We start from the raw sequence: 15,734 nt of genomic DNA, 5'->3' as shown, positions 1-15,734 counted from the left end.
TTTTTTACATTTTCAAGGAATGATAATGATCCTACGAGCCATCGGTATAACATCTATTGTATTGTCTCTATTCGCCTTTTATCCCAGTTCAATGCCAGGCGCATTGTCCGTAGCCGGTTTTTACCTCAGCTTGTTTTCGTTGATTTTATCAGCGTTCGCAAGTCACCTAGGTAAACCTATCTATTTTAGCTGTGCAGGTATTTTGTCCCTTGCTAATGTGTTATTGGTCAATGATGGAACCCGCTTCAGCGTGTTATTTTCTCAAAATGACTGGTTATACACGATATCTATGTATGGAATTTATCTGGTTGTGTTGACAATATGCGGCTTTTTAGTGAGTAAAGAGTTGCTGATCAGCGGAAATAGAAGAATATAGTTACTAATTTGACTATTAATATCAGAGCACATGCTATCGACAGGCCAAAAGTAGGTAGATACTCAACACTTCGCCTTGAGTAACTACCTACGTGATTTAGATAGTATGATTGTTAAATATGGGGATTAGAAAAAGTAACGTTTACTATTCCAAAGAGGCGTTTTACCACCATCCATACCTACAAACTTAATGTTACCTGTGGTCAACCCTTCTGGTAGCGTGTAGTTGATTTCCTTTCCTTTAGTGCCGTAGGCATAAACAGCTAGTCGTTCAACTTTTTGGTCGTTAATGTATACATCGATAAGCTCTGTGTTTTTAACGGTTAGCGTGAAAGTACCGTCAGTAGGAGCAAATTTAGCTTGCTTAAAGCTGACACTCGAAGGATTAGTGCGCTGCTTAAGAAGGCTTCTAGCAATCGTTGTAAAGTCTTCCTGATCACCGTTCAAAATATCTTCAAGGTTATAACTAACGACGTGATCTGCAACACAGCCATAGTCTTCGATTAAGCTGTTGATATGATGTCCTGTACGTACCGACTGGCGCCATGAAACTCGCATGCCCTGACCGTATGGAAGAGCTTCAAACGGAGCGCCAACGTTTTGAACGAAGACATTATGATTCATGACATTTGCGCCGCCTGCACCTGTACGCTTATGCTGGCCATAAACTTTGGCGATACCGTTATCTTGCATACCGCAGGTAAATAGATCGCCTGCAGAATACGTTTTGGCATTTGACCATACCCCTACTGGCTTATAATAGGCTTGGCCGAGTACGTTAGCGTAAGAATTCGGCAAGTAGTTTGTTATTTTGGTGTATTGTGAATTTGTGCCAGCAGCGTCTGATAATACTTCTTGCCATTGACTAGTCATTAGGCCTGTATTTAACAAATTTTGATTTAGCTCAGTATTCGTAAAGCGAGCGTGAGAAGGTGTAACAGGTTTTGCAGTAAATAGCTGTAGTAGGAAGTCAGCATAAATGATATCACCGCCAGGATTATCGCGAACATCGACAACTAGTGCGTCTGTGTCTGCAAGATGAAGGTCTAATGCATCGATAATCGACCCAATTGCAGTATTTCGGCCTGCTCTCGGCGAAAATGACGCTATTCTTAGATAACCCACTTTTTTGCCATCAACCTCAACTTTGTTCCACGTAACCGTTGGTTCTGGCGTGCTATTGGCAGCCAGCGCAAAATTATCGTCAATATCAGCTAGTGACTCTAGTTGTTGCAGTCGCTCTAATGAAAGGTTATTACTTTGCGTTAGCGCATTATCTACTGAGTCGAAATTAAGGTCTTTAAGCAGCGCCGAAGCGTGTTCAGGAATTTGTGCAGAAACCGCAGATGCCTGATTTTGAGCAGCGGTAGGTGCGAAATTAAAAACTAACCAAGGAAGTGTTATTTGATACTGCTCACCTGTTTCGTGAGATTCAAGCACCATAGTCACTTCATCTTTTTCCGGAACATCTATGCTTACATGGCTTTTTTCGTGCAGAGTTTTTAATGCCCTGACAAAGCCGCCATCAGGGTTTGCTCCTGCTCCTGCGTTATAATTGTTTCTAACTACTGTATTAATATCTACACCATCGTATGACAAGACTTTGTCACCAAGAGTCACATTAGCTATGTCGGGTGTCAGAACGGCAAAGTTACTCCAAACGTCACTTACTCTTACTTCTTTATTGCCATTACTGTCAGTAGTTTGAGCTAACTCCATTGGAATGAAGGAAGAGTATCTAGCCAGTTGTGCAGGGTAATTGTAGTTTAAGTGCAAATCTCTTTGTGATAGGAAAATAGCTTGGATCTTTTTGTGAAATTGTTCAGTGCTTAATGAACCCATCTTGTTAATTAGCGTATTAATTTCTTTAACAGGGTCAAGATGCCCAGTTGGAGAAACGCCATAGTAAAGATTTTTGGCGTACTTATGAACATACAAGCCATCTAAAATGAGTTTAGCTTGCTCAGCAACCAGCGCTTTTTGCTCATAGGTATAATCTGGGAAAGTTAGTTCTTGTCGTGAGTCCTGTAGGAAACTAAGTTGTGCTTGAGCCGCTGGGATGCAACTTAGCGCAAGTAAAGATGTCAACGCTGTCTTTTTAAACATGGGTATGCCCTTTCTTATTGTAATAATCTTGTTATATGTAACTCTATATTTACCCGAAATCAATACTTAGTACCTAAAATAATACTATTTAATTACGCTTCACAACGTGTATCAAACGAACAGCTCACTATTGCCAAAAGGGATGGATGAATAAAATTAGCTAATTATTTATTTTTGTCACTTTATTTTGGTCTATTTTTTCGTAATTGTGTTTTTTTTTGATTGGTAAATGTTGTTTTTCGTAGTGGTATGTCTGTTTTATTTACTTTTTATGGGGAGATTGTGAAATCGTCGGATTTCTTTTTTGTTGCTAATTTGGGGATTCTCACTACCAAAACTTGCTATCTGGTAGTGAGTGACTGCTTACATACCAGTCATCTTAGATAAATGTGTGGAAAGCGCGAGAGAAATTTTGGTTGCTGGTGCATTTACTTGGAACAGTGCATCTTTAAAACTAGCTTTGGAAAAATTGTTATAGACGTTGTTTGAAATAGCATAGGGTTCGCTGGGCATGCCTGTGAAAGGAAAGAGCATTCTGTCCATTCCCCCATCACTATCTCGATCATGAATAACATGAATTGCATATTGTCCAGCAGGAATTTGTTCAAAAACCGCTGTCGTAACTGGCACTTCCGGTTTGACAATCAAAGTTTTGAAAAAGTGTGCATCAGCAGCATTGATGTTTTTATCACTGGCATAGTCTTCGCTGTTGTCAAATAGCAAAACCAAAATTTGGCCATCTGTGTTCTCAACTGAAGAAATTTCCACCGTAAGACTGGTTGGTTTTCCTGGCATTGAGTTGACACTTATTGGACTTGTCGACTGACACGCCACTAAAAATAGTAGCATTACAAAAGTAATTACAGATCTCATTTTGTCTCCTTAAACTGAGAGCGGTTAGTGGAACTTAGTAGTCAATATTTATTACAGAAATAAACTACAGTTTGACGATCCGCTCCCTAGATTGACACAGTTAGACGACTTTGTTGTTAAAAAATGTTAAGAATTATCGTTCGCCTATCACTGAGTCGGTATAACGGACTTTTTCAGCGCTAAAAACTATCTGAATTTACATTCCTTGACTAAATTTAAGTTGGTCAGTTCTATCAAGCAAATAGAGTCATACACGCGATAAGCAAGGAGAGAAGGTGCTTTTATCTAAAGCCAAGTTTGGCATATTCGCGCTAGTGTTAACGTTGGGCAGTGCAATTTTATTTTTTGAGTTGTCGATTAAAGAATCTCTCAATAAGACTATTTCAGATAGCTTAGAGCAAGCAAGCCTATCCCAACAAAATGCTTATAAAAAGGCTGTGGATGATAATATTAGGTTTCTCTATTTTTTAGTAAATACGCCACCAATTCAAGGCATTGCAAGAGCGCTCAATAATGATGGAGTTGATCCAAAAGATGGCACGGAAACGCGTATTTGGAAAGAACGTCTCGCTGTTATCTTCCGTTCTTTGCTCTATTCGAATGGAAGCCTCAACCAACTTCGTCTAATCGATGCAAAATCGGGCCTAGAGATGGTTAAGGTATATCGCAATCTAGAGCAGGTAATTATTGAAAGCGAACGTAAGTTACAGGATAAATCAGCCTATCCGTATTGGCACAAAGCTATCCAGATACCAGAACGAAGCATCTATTCCGGTCCGATTAATCTTAATCGAGAGTTTGGCAAGATAACTATACCAATCCAACCAACCAAGCGTTTTTCGACACCGGTTTTCGATGAAAATAACGAGCTGTTTTTTGTATTGGTCATCAATGCGAATGCACAAAATATGGTTGAAAGCATGGCGCTTCAAGGTTCTGTAGGTAAAGAGTTTATGATACTCGACGCCGCGCAGCGCTTTATTTATCACCCCAAACAGGAATTTAGATTTACCGCAGATCTTAAGCCCGAAATTCATTTCGAAGATGTGTTCAGTACATCGCCATGGTCAAATAGACTCATTTTGCTGACGGAACGAACTACTGGCACTCGATTTATCGCTATTTTTACAAAGCTGTATGACTCCGATTTGGCCAATTCTGATACCACAATAGTGAATTACTTACCGCTAAGCCATTACACAGAGATGCTGAATGAAAAACGACTTTCAACCTATTTGTTGTTATTGTTCACCGTCCTAGTTTTTTCACTCGTTATTTATGCTTTTTGGAAATATGCCAAGGGATTACAGGCTTTAGATGCTACTAAAGCGGAGTTTAAGGCGATTTTAGATGGTGCCGCAGACGCAGTAATAGGATTTGCGATTTCTGGAGAGTTGACGAGCTTCAATGAGTCATCAAGGCGTTTTTTTGCATGGGTTGGGGAGAGAAACTTAGGCAAACATGCGTCAAAATTCACAAGTTTACCTTATGAGTATTTGGCATCATGTATTGAGAAGCTAGGATCAGCGCAAAGTATTCACCCCTTAGAAAGTGAACTAGAAACACCTATTGGCAAAATTTGGGCGGAATTTCGGGTTTCTCCTATCTATGGTAGTCGCAATGAATTAGTCGGGGTTGCGCTGTTTGTCGAAGATGCGACAAACCGAAAAGAAGCAGAACAACAGGTGCTTAGCGCGAAAAATGAATTAGAAGCACAAGTTGAGCAGCGAACAAAAGAGCTCGTTCTTGCCAGAGATAAAGCCGCGAAAGCGTCACAAGTCAAAAGTGCTTTTATCTCAACCATTAGCCATGAAATGCGAACACCTCTAAATGGCATCTTAGGTGCATTGAATCTATTACAAAAGCAACCGATGAATGACGTTCAGGCAAAGTATCTTGAAGTTATGGATACTAGTTCTTCAGCACTATTGGCTTTGATTAATGATGTATTGGACTTATCAAAAATCGAAGCGGGTAAGTTGGAAATAGATCTTGAAGCATTTAACCCGCTGTCGGTTATTGAGCACGTGGCGATGACCATGGTGACTAAGGCGGCCGAGAAAAACCTTGTTTACTTTGTTGATCAAACCAAGCTTGGTCACATTGAGTTGGTGGGTGATGCATCTCGGGTTAAACAGTTGATATTTAACCTTGTCAGTAATGCTATCAAATTTACAAAACAAGGCCACGTTATCATTCAAGCAAGCTCATACCAAAAAGATAACCAAGTGTGGCTGAGAGTGGTGGTAATTGACTCCGGGATTGGAATTGACGAAAACAATCACAGCAAGTTGTTTCAAGCTTTCAGTCAAGAATCAGCGAGCATTGCAAATGAATTTGGCGGAACGGGTCTTGGTTTGTCCATTTGTGCTCAATTGGTGATGCAGATGCAGGGAAGAATTAACTTTGATAGTAAAAAAGGGCAGGGCAGTAAGTTTTGGTTTGAGCTTCCTTTTGCATTAGAGACGGCTAAGCCTTTGGTTGTTGCGCCTGTTCTCGAAGGCAAGACGGCACGTGTTATTGGTTTTGACAGCCATCTTGAGGACTATATTAGTGCCCTAATAAGGCTGTTGTCAGGACAAGTGACCAATCAAGCTGACTCTGACATCGATATTAAGCAGATCTCAGAAGACTCAATAGCAACGCCGACCCGTGCTAACGTATCGATAGATAAAAAGAAACTGGAAATCACGCTAACACAAAACAATAAAGTATCAGATAGAGACGGTACTGTGTCACTTAAACTACCGCTTCGCTTGGCTGAGTTTATCGCGATATTTGATAAAAAGCAGGCTCAAAAGCTACAAACCAACCTTAGTAACCTTCCCATTGCAAATGTTTGTGCTGAAAAACAGCTGACGGATAAACACTATTTAGTTGTCGATGATAACCAAATCAATCGTATTGTTGCCAAGGGGATATTAGAAAGTTATGGAGCAAAAGTCAGTTTTGCCGTGGACGGTCAAGATGCGATTAATAAGCTACTGCTTTTGGAGCATCAAGGTACAGAACTGGATGCTGTACTGATGGATTGTAATATGCCTGGTATGGATGGTTACCAGTCTACAAGAGCGATTCGCCAAGGCCATGGGGGAGATATTTATTCTCAAATACCGATTATCGCCATGACTGCAAGTGCAATGGCTGGTGAAAAAGAGCGCTGCTTCTCATCTGGAATGGATGGCTTTGTGTCAAAGCCAATCGTACCAGCACAACTACTGTCCGTTTTATTATCAACTTCAACGGAACTCGCTGAACGTTCTGTCTCAGAACAGCATGATGATAACAAACTTCACGTAAACGAGGCGGCATCCTTGAAAAGACTTATGGATGATGAGTTATTGTTAATTGAAGTTTACGAACTGTTTTTGCAGCATGGTGAATGCTTTCTAGAAGAACTGAATGAAGCAATTACAGCGCGCAGTCATGCTAAAATAGCACAACTGAGTCATGCCTTTAAGGGGCAAGCAGTTGATATTGGTGCTGATTATTTAGCTGAATATCTCGCTAAATTGGAACGAGCAGCTAAGCAATGTGAGCCTGCAATTTATGACGAAACACTAGCACAAATTCAAACGGAATATGGACAAGTCGTATTTACAGTTGAAGGAAGATGCAAAACGGTTAACACCATACCACCCGAAAATAAATAACTGAGGCGTTCGATAGCTTAATGTTAGAACGTTATTCTTTGGGCCAATCGTAGTCCATTTGGGTTGCTGTTTTTCTTGCTATAGCATGACCAAAGCGCTTTTGGACTAACGCAAGGCTCATATCGATGCCAGCCGAAACACCTGCCGAGCTGGTAAAATTTTGATCCATCACAAAGCGAACATCTTCAATAACGTCCAGAGTTGGATACTGTTCTTTGAGATCATCAATATCTTGCCAATGAGTGGTCACACGTTTGCCATCGATCAACCCGGCTTCAGCAAATATGAAAACACCAGTACAAACCGAGGCGCATTGTGATGTGTGGTTAGCAGTTTCAGCAAGCCAGTTTAGTACGTTTATATCAGCACAAATATTATGGTGCAGTCCGCCAACGACAATTAGTAAATCAAATTTTGGGTGGGAATAAATGCTGTAATGGGGGTTTACACTCATCCCGCCTCGAGATGTTACGGGTGTATGGCTGGGAGCTATAAAGCTTATATTTACCGGCGTTTCGACAAAACGTTTCGCGGTATTGAACACTTCGAATGGGCCACAAAAATCTAAACATTCAGCGCCGTCGTAGATAAAAATCCCAACTTCCATTGCATTTCACCAAGGATCACTTTTTTACTAACTTGGATGATTTCTGGTCATTTTTCAAGTTTGCTGTGCAAATTAATCGATAAATCAGATGTGCGTTGTGTTTTTAGGTAACACAGTTACACCCAGCCGAAATGCACTAAACATGAATGGCAGCAAGTGGAGCTTCTTAATGTTTTGCGTATCGTCTTGCGCTTGCTTGCACTATCGTCATATTTGATCGCAAAAAGTATGTTGTTTCATCTTGCTAATACCGATAGCGCTGATAAAAATGTCGCCGAGAGCATGCAACGACTAAACACGGCATAAATGACAAAAATATCGCGATTATTAATGAATTACCCGCAAATACGTTGCGATTTGAGATTGTAATTGTCATATTTCGGTGACAATAATATTTGAAGGTAACTCTAATGTTTAAAACTTCTCTCGCAATATTGAGTGCTGCTATATGTTTATCACTGAGCGGTTGTACCAGCACGGAACAAAAACAAAATGTCACAAGTGTTGAAACGGTGCAACATGACAATATTTTACTACAACCTTTTCAAGGCCCTTATCAAGGGGTTCCGCAATTCGATAAAATGAATTTAAAGGATTTAGAACCTGCTTTGGATACTGGCATGGCAGAACACTTGCGAGAAATTGAAAATATCGCTAATAATCCGGCGAAGCCAACGTTCGAAAATACTATCGTAGCGTTAGAAAAGTCAGGAAAGGTGCTTGATAGATTATTCGCTTACTATGGTATCTGGAGCTCAAATGTATCCAGTGCCGAGTTTAGAGAGATTCAGAGCCGCTTGGTTCCAAAATTTTCGAAATATTCAACCCAAATCACCCAAAATGAAGCGCTATTTAGTCGTGTAAAGGCTGTTTATGAAAGTGATGAGTATAACTCGCTAACACCTGAAGAACAGCGCATTACTTGGACCCGCTACAATGGTTTTACGCGTAATGGCGCAACATTGAAAGGCGAACAAGCACAACGTTATGCAGACATTAATTTGGCGTTGGCGAAATTACACACCGACTTTGGTAACAATGTACTCGCAGATGAAGAAAACTACGTCGTTTATTTAACCGCTGAACAACTTTCTGGTTTGCCTGAGTCTTTTGTTGCTTCTGCAGCAGCTGCTGCAAAAGCTAGAGGCAAAGAAGGGATGTACGCTGTTACTAACTCTCGTTCTTCGATGGATCCATTTTTAACTTACTCAACTGAGCGAGAATTAAGAAAAAAGGTCTGGAGCAATTATTATAATCGGGGTAATAACAACGGTCAGCATGATAATAAAGATATTATTAAGGAAATACTAAAGCTGCGTCATGAGCGTGTAAGTCTACTAGGCTACGAGAACTATGCGGCATGGCGTTTGGAAGACCGTATGGCGAAAAAGCCAGAAAATGCCATGGCGCTAATGAAGCAAGTATGGCCGGCAGCGATTGCTCGTGTAAAAGAAGAAGTTGCTGATATGCAAGCGATAGCGGATGCCCAAGGGGCGAATATCAAGATTAAGCCGTGGGACTACCGTTTTTATGCGGAAAAAGTGCGTAAGGCTAAATATGACCTTGATTCAAATGAGGTAAAGGCGTATCTACAGCTAGATAAACTTCGTGAGGCGATGTTTTATGTAGCGGGTCGGTTGTTTAATTTCGAGTTCTCTCCCGTGCCAGCGGGATCTGTGCCTGTCTTTCACCCTGATGTGAGCGTGTGGGAAGTAACTGACAAAACCAGTGGTGAAAATATTGGTTTGTGGTATCTCGATCCATTTGCTCGTAAAGGGAAGCGCTCTGGAGCATGGGCAACATCTTACCGTAGCCATACCACTTTTGATGGTAAAACGAATGTTTTAAGTTCAAATAACTCCAACTTTGTTAAAGCACCAGAAGGTCAACCTACGCTTATCTCGTGGGATGATGCAGAAACCTATTTCCATGAATTTGGTCATGCGCTCCACTCACTTTCTTCTAAAGTGAAGTATCCAAGCTCAAACTCGGGGGTGCGTGATTATACTGAATTTCAATCGCAGTTACTGGAACGTTGGTTATCTACTGAAGAAGTCATTAATCAGTATCTAGTTCACTATAAGACGGGTAAACCCATGCCGAAATCTTTGGTTGATAAAATCAAAGCATCGGCAACCTTCAATCAAGGTTTCTCGACCACCGAATATCTGGCTTCTGCAATCATGGATATGCTGTTCCACACTACAGATCCTATGAAAATTGGTGATCCTGTAGAGTTTGAAAAAACTCAGCTGAAGGCGCTGGGTATGCCTGAAGAGATAGTGATGCGTCACCGCACAACTCATTTTGGACATGTGTTCTCCGGAGAAGGCTATTCTTCTGGGTACTATGGTTATCTATGGGCTGAAGTATTGACATCAGATGCCGCTGAGGCTTTCGCACAATCGCCTGGTGGTTTTTATGATAAGGACGTGGCCAAACGCTTAGTTGACTATTTGTTCTCGGTGAGAAATGCAATGGACCCTGCTGATGCTTATCGCCAGTTTAGAGGTCGAGATGCGAAGGTAGAAGCGTTAATGCGTGATAGAGGCTTCCCTGTGAGCAACTAATGCCAATTAAGTTAAGTAAATAGGTGCCTGATTGCAGGCCCTATTTACCTGCCAGCAGAATCGGCTTAAGTGCATTGGTTAACTCATTACCAAGTTCATAGTGTATCGCTTTGACACAAGCGATACACGCATCTTTGTCGTTGTTAAGTGCTGCCTCTTCCAATGACTGCAGCTGCTCAGCAAGAATTTCAGCTCCAATTGCTTTGGCTGAGGTTTTCAAATAATGCGCTTCATCTTTTAAACTCTGGTACTGAGCCGTCTTGCAGTAGTCACGCAATTTATCGAAAGAGCTTTTGGCTTGTACTAAAAAGTCTCTGTAAAACTGTTTTGCGGAATCTGGATCATCACCAATTAAGTCGATAATCACCTGTTGGTTTAAAGTTTGTTTAGTCATTTTGCCTCTGTACAAGCCATTTGCTTAAAGTTTCTTTCAGCTCTTTTAATCTCAGTGGCTTACTAACAAAATCATTCATACCACATGACAAGCAGTACTCCCGTTCACCCTTCATCGCAGCCCCCGTTACGGCGATAATTGGAATAGGGTCTAGTTTGTCTAGCTTTTCTCTTACGCGTATCTGTTTGGTGAGCTCATAGCCGTTCATTTCTGGCATATGGCAATCTGTAAGCAGTAACCGGTACTTCTTCTTGAACAACATTTCAAGAGCTTGCTTACCGTCACTGGCGACGTCACAACATAACTCTAGCTTTTTAAGTTGTTTTACTAACAGCTTTTGATTAAAGGGATTATCTTCCGCAAGTAGAATTTGGCACTTGGATGTTCTGCTAGATTCTTGAGGTAAACAGTGACTAGCCGTTGGACTCAGCAGCTCCTCTAGACCGCTCAGTTCCAGCGCAGCAAATTCATCATCTTGATTTGCCAACTTAGTCGCGAGTTTGGTCAGGTTCGAAGCGATAGAACTGTGGGTCTGTCCCATTACCAATTTGATGCGAGTGCCATTAAGCTGACTTTTAGCGCTGTCGAGCAGTGGTAGCGAGCAAAAAATCAGTGTCGGAATCGCTAATTTTCGAGCTGCAATAGCTGGCGCTAATGACGTCAGACAAACAGCAACGGCTATAGCATCTTGAGTATTCTCTTGAGCAGCATCATGCTCAAGTATTTCATCGCTGTATTTATTACACCCTAAATAAATCTGTTCTATTAATGGTTCTTTATGCCAATCTTCGTCGCTAAACCAGATTATTCGTTGATGAATTGGTGTAGGTGCTTCAACTTGATCTCGCTTCCAGATAGGAATGTCGATTTCAAAAGTGGTACCACAGCCATATTGACTATCCAGAGATATTTTTCCTCCCATTAAATCAACGAGCTTGCCACAAATTGCCAGCCCGAGTCCGGTGCCACCAAATTTTCGGTTAGTAGAGGGTTCAGCTTGGGTGAATGGGGAAAATAGTTTCTTTTGTACAGCGTTGGTGATGCCAATGCCGTTATCTTCTATTCGATAGGTGATATGAGATAGTGCAATGCCATCTGATTTCCAATCTACATTAATCTTTACTACTGGCCCACCTTCACGACCAGAAACACTAAATTTGATTGCATTGCTAATGATGTTGAAAATGATTTGTCGAATGCGTTTTTCGTCACCACTTACTTCAATAGGAATATCTGGAGATTCTAAAATCTCTAACTTAATACCTTTTTCTCTAGCCTGTGCTTCAAAAGTTTTAACGATGTTATGAAGCATATTTGAAGGGTTGAACAGGTAACTTTCCAGCTCCATTTTGCCTTGTTCCACTTTAGCCAAATCTAAGATTTCATTGAGGATGGCAACTAGGTTGTTAGCAGAAATGGACGCTGTCTCGATGAGCTCTTGGTCTTCGTCAGATAAATCAGAAAGGGTAAGAAGATCTAAAGCGCCGATGATGCCATTCATTGGCGTACGTAATTCATGGCTCATCATCGAAAGAAAATCAGATTTGGTTCGGCTTGCCCGCTCAGCCGCTTCTATTGCGGCTTCTAAATCGGCAGTACGTTCTTTGACGCGTTGTTCTAACTCCTGATTGATATGTTGCAGTTTTTTTTGCGCAATATAAATGTCGGTTTGCTCAATGACTACGCCGTCTATTCTGCAAGGCTTTCCCGTATTATCGAGGCCAACAATTGCCTTTGCGTAGACGTATATCACATCGTTGTTTACTAAACATCTATATCTTTGTTCAAACCCACTACCATTGCTAATAGAGTGCTCCAACGCAGTAATTACGCGCTCTTTATCAGCGGGATGAAGTAAGTCCTTCCAGCGCTGTAAGTTCCCTATATCTTCGAGATCTAGTTTAAAGATTTCGTTAGCTTGACTATCCCAGCTCCATATCCACCTACCTGAAATATTGGTACCTCTCCACGTACCAATGATCCCAGCTTGCATCGCGAGCTCTTTACTTTCTTCTGCATCGTGAAGTGCAATTAACATATCTTTTTCGTAAGTACAGTCCGCTAAAATTCCATAGATACTTCGCGAGCGCACACAGTATTTAACTTGTTCGCCCTTAAATTCAAACCAGCGACATACTCCTCGGACTATCACTCTAAATTCGCACTGGATCATTAACCCTTGCTCGATATGGTGTGCCAGTAACTCAGCGAACAGACTTTGATCATCTGGGTGTAACATCTTGATTAATGCTTCCCAATCTAATTCATCCGATGCATTCAGCCCTAACAAGGTTTTAAATTTGGGGGAGAAATAAGCTACTTTGTTGCCCAAGTCATAACACCATACACCCAGATTCGCACTATCGACCGCATGGCGAAGTATTCTTGTTTGCTCATCTTCAAGAGAACTTTGACAGTAAAAGTTAGATAATTCAGTTACTTGAACTGCATAGCCCGCTTGAGCTTTATAAAGTGATAAGTTGTATCTGTTGTCAGGAAAATGATGAAGTGACACTTGGATTACTGTGCCGTCACGCACGGCAAAAAATTGATCATCTAGGCAGGTTGGAAACACAAAGAGATCTTCTAAATTCAAACCTATCAGAGGGGCTTTCCAACGAAATAGAGACTCAACTTTTGGGCTTGCAGAAACGATGTTCCATTCTTTATCGACTGCTAACACGGGCATCGCTTCATACACAGCATCGGTCATAGTGAAACTCCAGAGAAGTCATTACAAAAAATATAGCAGCAACTGCTTAATATGGACGAAAAACCTGTCTCTAGGATTAAGAGCTACAGAAATTGTAATCTTTCGTCACTGTTAAAAAAATCCATAACATATTGTTTTAATTATGGTTGGTTTCTTTTTGTACACTCTTTGGTATGGGTTTTTATAAATTTTGTAGTATTTTAGTTTGGATGTTATTTTTTTTTGTAGTACTATTTTCATTAATTAGTATGAAATTCAGTCACAATAGTTAATTACTAAGTGGTATTGAAAGGGAATTGGATCGTTAGTTAAATCGCATTTTGGAGTAGTCCCAATGTTCAGTTCTCAACAAAATTATCGCACTCAGTCAAGTTCACTAGTATTGGTTGTATTATTCACCTGCTTGTTGTTAGCACTGACAATTATGAGTTTCCCTGCTGATGCAGCAGTGGCGATAATTAGCAAATAATCAAACTGCGTTACAATCATTGAAAGGCGGTTTTTATTGCTTGCCAGAGCAATAACTTTCAAGGCGATAGAACTTGTCCTTCACAAGTTTTAGTTAAATTTCATTTCGGTTTCTTGTCTATCTGACTCAATAGATTGGTATTATCATACTGAACTATGTATAGTGCTACGCTGACCAATAAATACAATAATCGACAATCTCGGTCATCTAAAAACCCTGTTCTCTTCAGTTCGCTACAAGGTTGGTCATTTTGTCATGATCTTCAATGTCACGATAACTGGAGATCTGACTTGATATGTAACAATAAATCAGGGTTTAACTTTTGAGGCAGGTATGCAGTTAATTCAGCTAAAATCAGAAGACCCACAAGTAAGGCTTGTTTTTGCAGATATCGACAGGCTGATGAATCGCCTTTATCCCATCGCCAGTGATCAATCGCTGTCATTAGAAGAGTTAAACCAGCCTAATGTGTATGCGGTTGGGTTACAAAACGACGAGGGTATTGTTGCGTGTGGAGCTATTGTAAAACAATTTGATAAGCGTCTTTATGGTGAAATAAAACGCCTGTACGTCAAGCCAAGCTATCGCGGCAAAGGACTGTCAAAACGCATCATGCAAATCTTATTGCATTATGCTGGAGAAGCACAAATTCCCCTGATCCGTTTGGAAACTGGCATTAATCAGACAGAGGCAATTAGTCTTTATGAAAGTTTGGGTTTTGAACGGTGTGAACGATTCGGTTTCTACCGTGATAATCCGCTCAGTGTATTTATGTCCTTGTCCATAAGCGGCAGCTAAGCGGTCATTTCAGAGCCGACAATCTACATCGGCTCTGAGCTAACTTATTGTTTTTTCATAAAAATCGTGACTTCAGCCATCACAATACCGAACTTTTTAATATACGAGCGGTTCATTAACGTATCGTCATTAAAAGCCCACATCCAATCGTCGAATTCTACAACATAACTCGTATCATCAACGGGTAAATCCATTTCATAACGCCAATTCATTGCATTGCCAAAAGTTTGTCCAGTGGCGGCACTTAGTATATCCGATGCTGTACCAGAATAGGATTCAGTCGCGGTTTGTTCAATAGTCCAAATGCGTTTAGTAACCCCCTCACCCACGAGGTAACTGAAGGTTTCATCGAGCACTAAGGCACCATTACCATCGACACTACCATCGATATTAACTTTAAATTGTTGGATCAGGTTTCCGTCTCGGTCTTGGACGATACCCCAAGCCACTACTTTACCGTCAAAAAAGTGATAAGGATTGAATGTGGGTGTGAGCGAACGGTACTTTTCCCCATCAATGGCGACACTGCAACCTGCGAGTATGAATACTAACGTAATGATTGCTATTATTTTTTTCATGAAGTGCTCCTAAGACCCAAAATTTCAGCACGCATTTCCGGTTCGGAAGTTTTTTCACTTAACCAGATTGCAAAGAACCAATTAGTGAATTGTTCGTCAGCAACTAGCCCTATTTGCTTTTCACCGTGATAAAATTCAGTAAACCCTTGCTCGTTTCTGACGCCATATAAAACAGTTCCTTTGCTCACGTTAGGAAAGATGCTTTTCATCTTTACCAGCCATGACTGACCTAGAGCTTTGTCGCTAAACCCTTGCTTTTGCATTTCTTTCAAAGAGCGTTCAGCAATCGCTTCTCCGTCCAAATCTCTTAGATACGCGAGTTTGAGCACATATGGCGACTCGTTTGAATATTGACCATTAGTGGCATAAAGCGTGGCATCATATACGTCCCAGAATACGTATGTCATCCGACTGGTTTCGCCGACCAGTTGAGGGTTAGGGATTAACTTTTCTACTTGCGATAGTTCAGCTCGAGCCAAGCAACTTGCAAATAGCAAAGCCACAATTAGATAACGCATTTTAGTATCTCCGTATTTATTCATCTTAAATTGTATACGTTGTTGCGATATTGATAGCTCACATTATTGACTTAAAAATA

At 40.8% G+C, this 15,734-nt stretch carries 11 protein-coding genes; 4 read left to right on the top strand and 7 right to left on the bottom strand.

The features are described from left to right. The first annotated feature begins 25 nt into the window (after positions 1-25). Entirely contained in the window at positions 26-376 is a 351-nt protein-coding gene (locus ACSLBF_RS19665; RefSeq protein ID WP_440056330.1) for a hypothetical protein, read from the top strand. A 125-nt stretch (positions 377-501) separates the two neighbouring features. Here ACSLBF_RS19665 and ACSLBF_RS19660 read toward each other — a convergent pair whose 3' ends face one another. Beyond that, on the bottom strand, positions 502-2,481 hold the full coding sequence (locus ACSLBF_RS19660) for a S41 family peptidase (RefSeq protein ID WP_440056329.1): 1,980 nt from the start codon (positions 2,479-2,481) through the stop codon (positions 502-504). A 363-nt stretch (positions 2,482-2,844) separates the two neighbouring features. Further along, positions 2,845-3,354 carry a DUF2141 domain-containing protein gene (locus ACSLBF_RS19655; RefSeq protein WP_440056328.1) on the bottom strand — a complete coding sequence of 170 codons (510 nt, stop codon included), beginning with the start codon at positions 3,352-3,354 and terminating at the stop codon, positions 2,845-2,847. A gap of 275 nt (positions 3,355-3,629) precedes the next feature. Between ACSLBF_RS19655 and ACSLBF_RS19650 the strand changes: the two genes are divergently transcribed. Then, the gene (locus ACSLBF_RS19650; RefSeq protein ID WP_440056327.1) at positions 3,630-7,007 is read left to right on the top strand and encodes an ATP-binding protein; all 3,378 of its coding nucleotides are present in this window, start codon (positions 3,630-3,632) and stop codon (positions 7,005-7,007) included. A 31-nt stretch (positions 7,008-7,038) separates the two neighbouring features. On the opposite strand, the gene ACSLBF_RS19645 is transcribed toward ACSLBF_RS19650, so the two are convergent. After that, complete coding sequence (locus tag ACSLBF_RS19645) at positions 7,039-7,614, bottom strand: DJ-1/PfpI family protein (RefSeq protein ID WP_440056325.1); 576 nt, start codon at positions 7,612-7,614, stop codon at positions 7,039-7,041. Between the two features lie 410 nt (positions 7,615-8,024). Here ACSLBF_RS19645 and ACSLBF_RS19640 point away from each other — a divergent pair, with 410 nt between their 5' ends. After that, complete coding sequence (locus ACSLBF_RS19640) at positions 8,025-10,184, top strand: M3 family metallopeptidase (RefSeq protein WP_440056324.1); 2,160 nt, start codon at positions 8,025-8,027, stop codon at positions 10,182-10,184. Positions 10,185-10,224: 40 nt separating this feature from the next. Here the strand turns inward: ACSLBF_RS19640 and ACSLBF_RS19635 are convergent, their stop codons facing one another. Continuing rightward, on the bottom strand, positions 10,225-10,578 hold the full coding sequence (locus ACSLBF_RS19635; RefSeq protein WP_440056323.1) for an Hpt domain-containing protein: 354 nt from the start codon (positions 10,576-10,578) through the stop codon (positions 10,225-10,227). Beyond that, positions 10,571-13,291, bottom strand: a complete 2,721-nt coding sequence (locus tag ACSLBF_RS19630) for an ATP-binding protein (protein ID WP_440056322.1) — start codon at positions 13,289-13,291, stop codon at positions 10,571-10,573. Before ACSLBF_RS19630 ends, ACSLBF_RS19635 begins: the two co-directional genes overlap by 8 nt. A gap of 802 nt (positions 13,292-14,093) precedes the next feature. Between ACSLBF_RS19630 and ACSLBF_RS19625 the strand changes: the two genes are divergently transcribed. After that, positions 14,094-14,558, top strand: coding sequence for a GNAT family N-acetyltransferase (locus tag ACSLBF_RS19625; protein ID WP_440056321.1), 465 nt, complete (start codon positions 14,094-14,096; stop codon positions 14,556-14,558). Positions 14,559-14,602: 44 nt separating this feature from the next. On the opposite strand, the gene ACSLBF_RS19620 is transcribed toward ACSLBF_RS19625, so the two are convergent. Further along, positions 14,603-15,136: a DUF3833 family protein gene (locus ACSLBF_RS19620; RefSeq protein WP_440056320.1), complete on the bottom strand. Its 534-nt coding sequence runs from the start codon at positions 15,134-15,136 to the stop codon at positions 14,603-14,605. Then, the gene (locus tag ACSLBF_RS19615) at positions 15,133-15,654 is read right to left on the bottom strand and encodes a chalcone isomerase family protein (RefSeq protein ID WP_440056319.1); all 522 of its coding nucleotides are present in this window, start codon (positions 15,652-15,654) and stop codon (positions 15,133-15,135) included. Before ACSLBF_RS19615 ends, ACSLBF_RS19620 begins: the two co-directional genes overlap by 4 nt. Positions 15,655-15,734 lie beyond the last annotated feature (80 nt).

The sequence above is a fragment of the Pseudoalteromonas sp. T1lg65 genome (genome assembly GCF_051930985.1).
In the GTDB taxonomy this organism is placed as follows: Bacteria; Pseudomonadota; Gammaproteobacteria; order Enterobacterales; family Alteromonadaceae; genus Pseudoalteromonas.
Note: the sequence above shows the minus strand (reverse complement) of the source record. Positions and strands in the feature narration are given on the sequence as shown.

What these genes read in the sequence shown, in the direction of transcription:
- ACSLBF_RS19665 (WP_440056330.1), top strand. Translation starts at nt 26, where the DNA reads ATGATCCTACGAGCCATCGGTATAACATCTATTGTATTGTCTCTATTC.
- ACSLBF_RS19660 (WP_440056329.1), bottom strand. Translation starts at nt 2,481, where the DNA reads ATGTTTAAAAAGACAGCGTTGACATCTTTACTTGCGCTAAGTTGCATC.
- ACSLBF_RS19655 (WP_440056328.1), bottom strand. Translation starts at nt 3,354, where the DNA reads ATGAGATCTGTAATTACTTTTGTAATGCTACTATTTTTAGTGGCGTGT.
- ACSLBF_RS19645 (WP_440056325.1), bottom strand. Translation starts at nt 7,614, where the DNA reads ATGGAAGTTGGGATTTTTATCTACGACGGCGCTGAATGTTTAGATTTT.
- ACSLBF_RS19640 (WP_440056324.1), top strand. Translation starts at nt 8,025, where the DNA reads ATGTTTAAAACTTCTCTCGCAATATTGAGTGCTGCTATATGTTTATCA.
- ACSLBF_RS19635 (WP_440056323.1), bottom strand. Translation starts at nt 10,578, where the DNA reads ATGACTAAACAAACTTTAAACCAACAGGTGATTATCGACTTAATTGGT.
- ACSLBF_RS19630 (WP_440056322.1), bottom strand. Translation starts at nt 13,291, where the DNA reads ATGACCGATGCTGTGTATGAAGCGATGCCCGTGTTAGCAGTCGATAAA.
- ACSLBF_RS19625 (WP_440056321.1), top strand. Translation starts at nt 14,094, where the DNA reads ATGCAGTTAATTCAGCTAAAATCAGAAGACCCACAAGTAAGGCTTGTT.
- ACSLBF_RS19620 (WP_440056320.1), bottom strand. Translation starts at nt 15,136, where the DNA reads ATGAAAAAAATAATAGCAATCATTACGTTAGTATTCATACTCGCAGGT.
- ACSLBF_RS19615 (WP_440056319.1), bottom strand. Translation starts at nt 15,654, where the DNA reads ATGCGTTATCTAATTGTGGCTTTGCTATTTGCAAGTTGCTTGGCTCGA.